Below are 10,021 nucleotides of genomic sequence, written 5' to 3' on the forward strand. Positions count from 1 at the left end.
GGCTTGATCACCGTCCAACGGGGAAAGCCCGCGCGGCGTACCGCTTCCAGGATCGCCTGCTTGGTCTCGAAGTACGGCTGCATGGGCGCCCAGCGGCCGTCGTCCCAGCCGGGAGCCTGGGTGTGTGCGCCGACGCCGCTGGTGGAGGACTGCACGAACTGGCCCACGCCTGCCCGCCGCGCCGCCTCGATCAGGTTGGTGGCCTGCGCGAGTTCTCCGGCGAAGTCGACGCCGTCGTCCGTGAAGGGCGGCATCTGCACCGAGAACACCGCACTCGCTCCCCGGACGGCGCGGTCCAGGGAGTCCGGGTCGGTCAGGTCGCCGGTGACCAGCTCCGCGCCGCCCGCCTCGAGGGCTCTGGCCGCGCCGGTGTGCGGGTCGCGCACCAGCGCCCGGACGGGCTCGTGTGCGGCCAGCAGCGCCCGGGCGGTCGCGCCTCCCTGGCGGCCCGTGCCGCCGGTCACCAGAACAGGAGCAGAAATTTCGGGCATGGCCGATCCTCTCGCACGTCTCGGAAGGCTAAACGGCGGGGCCCGCCGTTTAGCCTTCCGCTACGATATGGCGGGGCCCGCCACTTAGCAAGCAAGGGAAGTCATGACCGGTCAGCGCTCGGACGCACGCCGCAACTACGCCCGCATCCTCGAAGTCGCCGAAGCGGAAGTGGCCTCGCACGGCGCAGACGCCTCCCTCGAGCAGATCGCCCGCACCGCGGGCGTGGGATCAGCGACCGTGCGCCGGCACTTCCCCACCCGCCAGGCGCTCCTGGAAGCCGTCTACCACGAGCGCATGCAGGCACTGGCCGAACAGGCGCACGCCGCACGTCACGCGAAGGACAGCCGTGCGGCACTGCTGACCTGGACGCACGACCTCCTCGCCTACGCGGTCTCCGCGCGCGGACTGGCCGTCGCCCTCACCTATGAACCGCCCGCCCGGGATGCCGCCGCGGACTCCTGCAACGGCGTCCTGGAAGCCGCGGGCGCCCCGCTGCTGCGCCGCGCCATCGACGACGGAGCCGTCCGGGACGACGTCACCTTCCACGACCTGCTCACTCTGACGGTCGGCATCGCCCTGGCCACAGAACACCAGGCAACGCCTCTGCCCCACGCCACCCACCTGCTCGGGCTCGCCCTGCAGGGCATCAGCCCGGACCCCGCCGGCTGACCCCGCCCACGGCCGGGCGACTCAACTGCCGGTCAGGCCGATGGAAGCCAGGGCCTGCCGTGTCGCCGCCGCTCTCGGATGGTCCCGACCGAGTGTGCGCGTCTGCAGGGCGAGCAGAGCCCGGAGCTCTGCCCTTGCCTCCGCGTGCCTGCCCTGGCCTGCCAGGGTCTTGCCCAGCGCGAGCCGGGCATCGCCCACAAGATGGTGCTCGGGCCCCAGGACTCTCTCCTCGACGTCGATGACCTCCCGCAACTCCCGCTCCGCGTCCGCGTGGCGTCCCTGCGCGGCGAGCGTCTGCGCCAGTTCGCAGCGGGCGTCGAGTACGTTGACGTGCTCGGCCCCCAGCACCCGCAGTTCCGTCTCCAGCACCTCGCGCAACTCCGCCTCCGCCTCCTGCACGCGCCCGAGTTCCGCCAGGACCCCGGCACGGTTGGCGCGGGCCTGCAGCGTGTAGGGATGATCGGACCCGAAGACGCGCAGGCGCGCCTCGATCAGCTCGCTGAACGTGACCTGTGCCTCTGCGAAGCGCCGCTGGTAGGAGAGCTGCAAGCCGAGGTTGTTGTAGGTCCACAAGGTGTAGGGATGCTCGGGTCCCAGGACCCGGCTCCGCGCGCGCAACAAGTCGCGGTAGCCTGCCTCGGCTTCTGCGTAGCGTCCTCGCTCGCCGACCGTGCGCAGGAGCCAGTGACGTGTGGCCAGCGTCTCCGGGTGGTCAGGTCCCAGCACCCTGAGCTGGTCGCGCAATACGGCGCGGCAGGCGCTCTCGGCCTTCGCCAAACGTCCCTGTTCTACGTAGAGGTGTGCCGTTTCGTGGCGGGTGGCCAGGGTGGCGGGGTGATCCGCACCCAGGGTGGCGAGCTGCGCCGCGAGGGTGCCGCTCAGCTGCGCTTCTGCTGCGGCGAGGTGCCCTTGGTACAGGGCGGCGAGGGCTTGCTCGTATCGCAGGCCGAGTACCGCCTCGTGGTCCGGGCCGAGAGACTCCGCCTGGCACAGGGCATCGCGGGTCAGGGCTTCCGGTGCCGACCATGCCCCGCTCCACCGCAGCGCCGGGCTCGTGGTGACCACGGCCCGCGCGATCGCGGCAAGGCCCCCGGTGTCCAGTGCGGCCGGAGGAAGGGACAGCAGGGAACGCAGGTGGGGCAGGAGTTGCAGCCACAGGGGCCAGTCGTCGGGGTCGTCCGGGCGCAGGCGCCGGGTGGCAACTCGCAGGGCGCGAGCTGCTGTTGTGGTGAGCGGTACGTGCAGGTGCTGGCGGCTGGCGGCCGCCACCAGTGGGTGCACGACCACGCTGGGGATGTCGTCTGGCCCGGATATGGTCCCCAGCTCGATGAGCCCCACGGACAGCAGGGCCTCCAGTGCGCCTCCCACCTCTCCGGCCGTGATCCCCAGATCGTCGCCCAGTGCCTGCAAGTCCAGGAGTGCGGAGGTGATGTCCGCGGCGGGGGCGAAGCACGACAGGATCCTCAAAAGCGGTCGGGCCGGGGCCCTGTCGTGGGCCGCCAGGGCGTCCAGGGACAGTTCCCAGGTGTGGACCACGCCCGAGCGGGGATCACTCGCTCGCCCCATGAGCAGCGGGAACCGGTCGTCCAGTGCCTCGCGATAGGCAGTGAAGGTGCGCTCCAGGGCAAAGGGCGATCCCAGATATCCCCCGGCTTGGTGGAGGCCCAGCGGGAGGCCGCCGAGGCGCCGGGAGAGTGCCTGCGCCTCCGCGGGCGTACCGGCGTGCGGAGCCAAGTCCAGAAGGACGCGCGCGCCGGCAGCAGGGTCCAGACACGACACCGGCACCACAACGCCGTGGCGGCCCCACTCTCGCCGGTCCATGTTCCGGCTGGTCACCACGATCAGTCCGGCCGGTGTCGGGCGAAGCCAGCCGGTGCCGTCTGCCACAGGGGCGCCGCCGAGCGCCAGTTCGCCGGTGTCGTCGGCGTTGTCGAAGACGAGCAGCCATCCTGTCTGCGCCTCCAGGTGTTCCCACAGAACATCGGCCGGATCGCGCACTCCGGCTCGTGCCTCCTCCACCCGGGCAGAGGGCGCACCCAGGCTGAGCGCCAAGGCGAGCAGCGAGAACGACATCGACCTCTGCTCCGTGGCAGAGACCCACCACACGCTGCGCCCTTGGCGCTCGGCGCGCTCGGCCAGCGCGAGGGCCAGCGTCGTCTTTCCTGCGCCGCCCATCCCTGCCAGTACCTGGAAGCGTCCGTCGGGCGCGCGGAGCCGGCCGCTCAGCACCTCCAGCACGTCCTCGCGGCCATGGAGCTGCCCCAGTCGTCCCGTTGGCGGGCGCAGCGCGCGGGCCATCGGCGTTGTGCTGCGGGCGTCCGGCGGGGAATCAGCAGCGCCTTCAGGGGGCGGTTCCCGTCTCGCGCCATGGTCCGGGGGCGGGGGCGGGGACGAGGGCGGGGGCGGGTCAGCGGCGGGTGCGGGATCGGGTGCCTGTCTGCCCTGGACGAGCGCCACCACCACACTCATCACGCCGGCGAACGTTCCTGCCACGGTGAGGGCTGTCACCAGGTCCACACGCCAACTGTAGGGCGGTGGCAGGCACCGCAGCGAGGATGCCCGATCCTGAGCGGAAACCCCTACCCGCGGAGCTGTTTGCGCCCCGATCTGGCAGGGAGCCGGCTCTGGATCACCCGCCGGGTGCGGCGGTATCGTGCCGCCCATGACTCTGTGCCGAAAGGGCAATGCCGCGTAGGCGCCCGTCCGCGGTGCGGGCCGAGCTGCCCGTCGCCCGCTCCCGCTACTACTTCCGCTACTCCTACCCGCCGATCAACAGGCTGTCGGGATCCTGCCAAGCCGCCATCCGGCGCCTGGAATTGGCGCGCTACAGCCCCGGGGACACGGCCAAGGCCTTCTGGCACTGGGCCGCATTGGCCCACGGCCCGCTGCGCCAGGTGGCCGATCCCTTCGCATCCGCCGGGTGCGAGATCCCCGAGTGCGGCTGCGACCCCGGCTACGCACGCGACCACCTCGAAGCGGTCCTGCACGCGCTGCCGGGGAAGTCGGCGCGCGAACTCCGGGGCCGTGTGCGGGAACTCGACCGTACGATCGTGGGGCGGGCCCTGGTGATCCGCGCCGACTCCCTTGACGCTCCCTGGTGGCGGACCCGGGCATGAGGCCGGCTCGTGGAAGTCAACGGGTGTGCCGCCCAGGCGCAGATGCGGCCGGAAGGCGCACCGCCACCAACGGCAGGAAGTAGCCGACGAGGGGCCCCATGCACAGGGCAATCAGCACGGTTCCGGCGCCGACGGTTCCCCCGAGCAGCCAGCCGCCCGCGGCAACGGTGACTTCGATGCCGGTGCGCACGGCAGCCACGGGCAGACGGGTGAGCCGGACCAGCCCGGTCATGATGCCGTCGCGCGGTCCCGATCCGAACTGCGCGCCGAGGTAGAGCGCGTCGAAGAAGGCCAGGGCGACAAGGCCGAGGAGCAGGTAGGCGATCGCGGCCGGCAGGCCTTGCGGGGCGGGGAGCACCAGCGCGGTGGCATCGGCGGCGAAGCCGACGATCGCGACGTTGAGGAGCGTGCCGAGCCCGGGAAGCTCCCGCAGGGGAATCCAGGCAATGAGCACCAGCACCGCGATCAGGTTTGTCGCCCAGCCGAAGGAGATGCCGAGCGCGTGGGCGGTGCCCTCTGTGAGCACGTTCCAGCTGGCCGCACCGAGCCCGGACTGCACGAGCAGCATGACGGCGGCCCCGTATCCCACCAATCCGAGCAGGAGCTGGGGGATCCGGCGTGCCTTGCGGCCCGCGCGGGCCTGGGCGAACGCGGTCATGCGCGGCAGCACGAAGGGGTCGGGTCGTGCCGGATCTGAGGCGGGCGCGGCGGGCGCGGGAGAGGTCATACGGCGAGTCTCCGGGCGATCTGGACCTGGATTCCATAGCCAGATTGCTTATGCTGGCCGGGTGAAGATCAGCTCGCACGCGGTCGCCCGGATGCTGGGAACGTGGCAGGAGGGGCCGGGGCCTGCGCACCAGCGTCTCTCCGACCGATTGCGCCTGCTGGTCCTGGACGGGCGCCTGTCCCTGGGGGCGGCCCTGCCGAGCGAACGTGACCTGGCGCTCGCGCTCGGCACCAGCCGGACCACCGTGGGGACCGCCTTTCGCACGCTGGTCGAGCACGGATACCTCGCCACACAGGCACGGACCCGGGCGACGGTACGGCTGCCCGATGACACGACACCCCAGCAGCCGGTGCGCACCGACGCCACGACCATCGACCTGTCCTTCGCCGCGCCGGCCGCACCCGTGGAGATCCTCCATGCCGCGTTCGCGACCGCGCTCGAACAGCTGCCGCGGCATTTCGATCGGCACGGCTACGACCGGTATGGCATCGCGGAGCTGCGCGAAGCGGTCGCCGGCTGGTATCAGCGGCGCGGACTGCCCACCCGCCCCGATCACATCCTGATCACCAACGGCGCGCAGCACGCGCTCGCCCTGCTGACGCGCGTCCTCGTGTCGCCCCGCGACAAGGTACTCATCGACCATCCGACCTACCCGCACGCGATCACGACCTTCACCCACGCGCGCGCCCGGCCTCTGCCCGTCGCCGTGACACCGGCCGGCTGGGACACCGAGCAGCTGCGAGCAGCAGGCAGCGACGCGAATCTGGCCTACCTGATCCCCGACTTCCACAACCCGACCGGGATGTGCATGTCCACGACCGTGCGCCGACAGCTCCACCTCGCGTGCCCCACGGTCGTCGACGAGACCATGGCCGATCTGGCGCTGGGCGTTGCCGACCCCGAACCCCTGGCCCTGCACATGCCGGCAGCCATCAGCATCGGCTCCGTGTCCAAGAGCGTCTGGGGCGGTCTGCGCACCGGCTGGATCCGCGCCCTGCCCTCGCTCCTGGAACGCGTCGAAAAGGCCCGCCCCACAACGGACCTGGGCACCCCCGTCGTCGAACAGCTCGCCACAGCCGTCCTCCTGAACGAGCACCAGACCCGACGGCCAAAGGCCCTCCAGCAGCTCAGGACCCAGCAGGAGGCCCTGCGCCGCGCACTGGCCGAGCACCTGCCGGACGTCCACGCCCCGCAACCGGCCGGCGGCCTGACGCTCTGGGCCACCTTCCCCCAGCCCGTCAGCTCACGGCTGGCAGCCATGGCACCCGACCACGGAGTGACCATCGCGGCCGGACCACGCTTCGGCATCGGGGGCGCGTTCGAACGCAACATCCGGCTGCCCTACACGCTCCCTCCGGGCCAACTGGCCCGGGCCATCGCCAGACTGGCCCGGGCAGCACGAGCACACGCCCGGGGAGCCACCGGAACCCACACTCCCCCGCCCCTCGCATGATCCAGGGCCGTGAACCGGCGGCGCCCGGCCCTCAGGTCACTGCGACCCGGCGGCCACCAGCCTGGCGGTGATGGGTTCGAGCTCGGCGATCAGCTCGTCGAGCTCGGCGGGAGTCAGGCACTCGTACGGCGGGGCGGCGAGCTCGTCGGTCAGGGCTTCGATGCGCTGCTTGGTCTGCCGGCCGGCGTCGGTGAAGCGGCCCTCGGCGTCCACGAGCCCGCGCTCGCGCAAGCCGCCCATGACCGCCTCCAGCTTCTCCTTGGGCAGGTGATGCAGGCGCCCGAACGACTCCGGCGGGTGGATGCCGCGGGCCAGCGCGTCGAGCACATGGGCTTCCGTGCCGCCGATGCGTGCGCCGACCAGAGCGGCGATATGCCCGTCACAGCGGTGCTCGCGCAGCATGGTCGCCGCATGCCACAGCCGGGCCACCGGCTCTCCCGGCACGGGCAGGGTGCGCATCCCTGCGTACATCACCCGCCCTGCCGTGGGCGCGCTCGACGCGGCTTGGGTGGTCAGGTCTGCGGCGCGCACCAGGCCCGGTGAGCCGTCCAGTTCCTCGCCCAGGATCCGCCGCAGGGAGGCCGTGCTGCCCCGCTCCCGTGCGGCGACAGAGGCCTCGGGCGCAATCGTCTGCCACGCGCCCGGGATGTGCCGGGCGACTTCCCCGTCGGCGAAGCTGTAGAAGGCCGCGTGCACAACCTGCGCCGGCACCCGGCCCAGCGGGGCGGCACGACTGGCGAAGTAGCCGTCCCAGTAGGTTCGGTGACCGAGCGCTGCCAGCTCCTGGTTGCACTCGTCGGCGAGAAAGGTCACCAGGCAGATCGGCTCCAGGAGCTCGAACATGCGGCGGGCGAGGGGGGCCATGGCCCCATCATGCCTGCGATCACGGCCCCGTGGAGCAGTGCGGGCCGGCCGGGGCTCGATGCTGCTTTGCTGGCGTCCCCCGCGGGAGCCGGGAAGACTGTGTCCATCTGGGCTTGCTCGGCTGAGTGTTGGCGATCGCGCCGGGCAGCGGGGCAGGTCGTCCGGTTGCGGGCGGCGTCGGATTGGGGGGGCACGTGAGGGGTCGCGGCGTTCGCCTGTGGGTGGCCTACGTCGGGCTGGCCGGCGCGGCGAGCCTTGTCGGTGTGGTCTGCGGGCTGTGGCTCTCGAAGGAGTCAGCCGCCGCCGTCGCCGCCGCGCTCGCCGCCGTTTTGGTGCTGCCTGTCTCGCGCGTGACAGCACGTATCGACCGCGTGGCCGCGCAGCGGGAGCAAATGGCTTCTGTCTTCTACCGCGCGGGGCGGGGTGCGCTGTTGCCTCGGGTACGGGATGTCGGGGATCCGTTGGCGGTGGGCGTGCACGCCGCAGAAGCTCTGCCTGCGGGCAACGCGGGAGGGCGGCTTCCGCCGTATGTGACCCGTGACGCGGAGAGCGAGGTGCATGCCGCGGTCGTACGCGGCGGCTTCGTACTGCTGGTCGGTGAGTCCACAGCGGGCAAGTCCCGTCTGGCCTACGAGGCGATCCGGTCCCTGCGGCCGGATGACGCGTTCGCCTGCCCTCTGCCGACGGTGAGTTCGGAGCTGCTGACGGCCGCCGTGACGGGTGAGCGTCGCTGCGTGCTGTGGCTCGATGACCTTGAACGCTATCTGGGGACTTCCGGTGTGACGGCCGGACTGCTGGCCGAGGTGATGCGGGATGGCTCCCCTGACGTCCTCGTCCTGGCCACCTTGCGAGCCCAGGAGCACCACCGTCTCTCCTCCGCGCTCACTGACGCTTCCTCCGGCGAGGAGCAGTCGCAGCGTCAGCGTGATGCCCGTGATCTGTTGCAGGCGGCGACGGTGATCCGGCTCGAGCGGGCCTGGTCGACCGGTGAGCGGGAGCGTGCCGCGCACACGGGCGATGCCCGGATCGCGCGGGCTGTGGCTGATGGTCGCTTCGGAGTGGCCGAGGCACTGGCTTGCGGGCCGGCCATGCTCAGTGCGTGGCGGGATGCCTGGGCGCCGGGAGTGCGGCCGCGCGCCGCCGCGATCATGCACTCTGCGGTGGACTGCCGGCGTATCGGCGTTCACGGGCCCGTGCCCCGCGCGGCGCTTGCTGAGATGCACCAGCCGTATCTGGAGGCGCGGGGCGGTGACCGCTTGCGTCCGGAATCGTTCGAGGAGGCTCTGGCCTGGTTGTGTACACCGGTGCACAGCGCCACAGGCAGCATGCTGCTGGCCTCGGGCGGCGGGTACACGGCGTTCGACTACCTCATCGATACGCCGGGCCTGGCGGAGGTGCCTCCGTCGGTGCCGCTTTCCCTGATCCCGCATCTGGATCACCATGCCAGTCGGCAGATGGGGCTGGCCCTGGGCAGACTGGGGCGCTGGGCAGAGGCGGGGCAGGCCCACCGCAATGCGACAGCGCTGTACGAAGAGGCGCTGGGCGGCGGGCACGAGCACACGCTGGCCAGCCGCTACGAGGAGGGGTTCGCCCTCAGCCGCACCGGCCGCGCCCCGGAGGCCCTTGTTGTGTTCGAGCAGGTGGCGCTCGGCAGGCAACAGGTGCTGGGCGCGGACCATCCGGCCACGCTCTCCGCCCGGCAGGAAACGGCCTACGTGATGGGTCAGTTGGACCGCAACTCCGAATCGCACGACGTGTACGCCGCGGTCTACGCCACCCGAGTACGGGTCGCGGGGGCCGACCATCCCGACACTCTGAGGTGCCGGCACAACCTGGCTTTCTCCCTGGCCCGCCTGGGGCGGATGGACGAGGGCTACCAAGTGGCCTGTGACGTCGAAGCCGCCCGTGCCCGGGTTCTGGGCCCGGACCATCCTGACACCCTGGTCACCGGATATGAGGTCGCTTATGCACTGGGGCAGTTGGGACGCTGGGAGGAGGCTTTGGCCGCCTTCCGCAGGGTGGCGCAGGCGCGTGAGCGCACCCTGGGCGCTGAGCACCCCGAGACGCTGGCCGCCCGCTACGAGGTCGGCATCAGTCTGGGCAGACTCGGCCGCGCAACAGAGGCGCTTCAGCTGTACCAGGGGTTGATCGAAGATCGCACCCGGATCGATGGGCACCGCAACCCCGAAACGCTGCGGGCCCGGCACGGCCAGGGCGTCAACCTCGGCCGACTGGGGCGCTGGGAAGAGGCCCTCGCGGAGGCGCGTGCCGTCGGGGCACTGCGGGAGGCGACCCTGGGCGCCGAGCATCCCGACGCCCTGGCCAGCCGGCGGGAAACGGCAGTGGCCCTGGGGTGGCTGGAACGCTGGGAAGAGGCATTAGTCGTATATCGCGAGGTGGCCGACAGGCGTGCACACGCCCTGGGAGCCTCCCACCCCGACACTCTCACCAGCCGCAACGACCAAGCCCACTGCCTGGAACAGCTGGGGCACCGGGAGGAAGCCGCTGCTCTCTACCGCGAGGTGGCGCTCCTGCGTCGGCAGGACGACGGCTCCTGACTCGTCGGCCGGGTGCTCCCGTCGGCTGATGCTTGCTCCCCCGGAGTGTTGACCTGGATGCGCCCGGCGGTTGATGCCCCTGGGGGGCGCTGAGTAAGGAGGCTCGAACTCCGTTGGGCGATGCAGGAGTTCAGTGTGGATC

8 protein-coding genes are annotated in these 10,021 nt (G+C 71.5%); 4 read left to right on the forward strand and 4 right to left on the reverse strand.

Annotated features, from left to right (window positions below):
* Positions 1 to 491, reverse strand: a 491-nt coding sequence (locus tag ACQKIP_RS29925; RefSeq protein WP_427744664.1) for an SDR family oxidoreductase, incomplete at its 3' end; no start/stop codon positions are given.
* A 103-nt stretch (positions 492 to 594) separates the two neighbouring features.
* Here ACQKIP_RS29925 and ACQKIP_RS29930 point away from each other — a divergent pair.
* On the forward strand, positions 595 to 1,161 hold the full coding sequence (locus ACQKIP_RS29930) for a TetR/AcrR family transcriptional regulator (protein ID WP_365864449.1): 567 nt from the start codon (positions 595 to 597) through the stop codon (positions 1,159 to 1,161).
* A gap of 21 nt (positions 1,162 to 1,182) precedes the next feature.
* On the opposite strand, the gene ACQKIP_RS29935 is transcribed toward ACQKIP_RS29930, so the two are convergent.
* Positions 1,183 to 3,678 (reverse strand): tetratricopeptide repeat protein, encoded by a 2,496-nt coding sequence (locus ACQKIP_RS29935; RefSeq protein WP_365864447.1) that lies wholly within the window; start codon positions 3,676 to 3,678, stop codon positions 1,183 to 1,185.
* A gap of 167 nt (positions 3,679 to 3,845) precedes the next feature.
* Here ACQKIP_RS29935 and ACQKIP_RS29940 point away from each other — a divergent pair, with 167 nt between their 5' ends.
* Positions 3,846 to 4,277 carry a hypothetical protein gene (locus tag ACQKIP_RS29940; protein WP_365864445.1) on the forward strand — a complete coding sequence of 144 codons (432 nt, stop codon included), beginning with the start codon at positions 3,846 to 3,848 and terminating at the stop codon, positions 4,275 to 4,277.
* 16 nt (positions 4,278 to 4,293) lie between these two features.
* Here the strand turns inward: ACQKIP_RS29940 and ACQKIP_RS29945 are convergent, their stop codons facing one another.
* Positions 4,294 to 4,935, reverse strand: coding sequence for a YczE/YyaS/YitT family protein (locus tag ACQKIP_RS29945; RefSeq protein WP_365864466.1), 642 nt, complete (start codon positions 4,933 to 4,935; stop codon positions 4,294 to 4,296).
* Positions 4,936 to 5,065: 130 nt separating this feature from the next.
* Here ACQKIP_RS29945 and ACQKIP_RS29950 point away from each other — a divergent pair, with 130 nt between their 5' ends.
* The gene (locus ACQKIP_RS29950) at positions 5,066 to 6,457 is read left to right on the forward strand and encodes a PLP-dependent aminotransferase family protein (protein ID WP_365864443.1); all 1,392 of its coding nucleotides are present in this window, start codon (positions 5,066 to 5,068) and stop codon (positions 6,455 to 6,457) included.
* A 36-nt stretch (positions 6,458 to 6,493) separates the two neighbouring features.
* Here the strand turns inward: ACQKIP_RS29950 and ACQKIP_RS29955 are convergent, their stop codons facing one another.
* Positions 6,494 to 7,321: an SCO6745 family protein gene (locus ACQKIP_RS29955; RefSeq protein WP_365864441.1), complete on the reverse strand. Its 828-nt coding sequence runs from the start codon at positions 7,319 to 7,321 to the stop codon at positions 6,494 to 6,496.
* A gap of 221 nt (positions 7,322 to 7,542) precedes the next feature.
* On the opposite strand from ACQKIP_RS29955, the gene ACQKIP_RS29960 reads away from it, so the two are divergent.
* Complete coding sequence (locus tag ACQKIP_RS29960) at positions 7,543 to 9,879, forward strand: tetratricopeptide repeat protein (RefSeq protein WP_365864439.1); 2,337 nt, start codon at positions 7,543 to 7,545, stop codon at positions 9,877 to 9,879.
* Positions 9,880 to 10,021 lie beyond the last annotated feature (142 nt).

The sequence above is a fragment of the Streptomyces sp. NPDC059900 genome, from assembly GCF_050270335.1.
Taxonomy (GTDB): Bacteria; Actinomycetota; Actinomycetes; order Streptomycetales; family Streptomycetaceae; genus Streptomyces.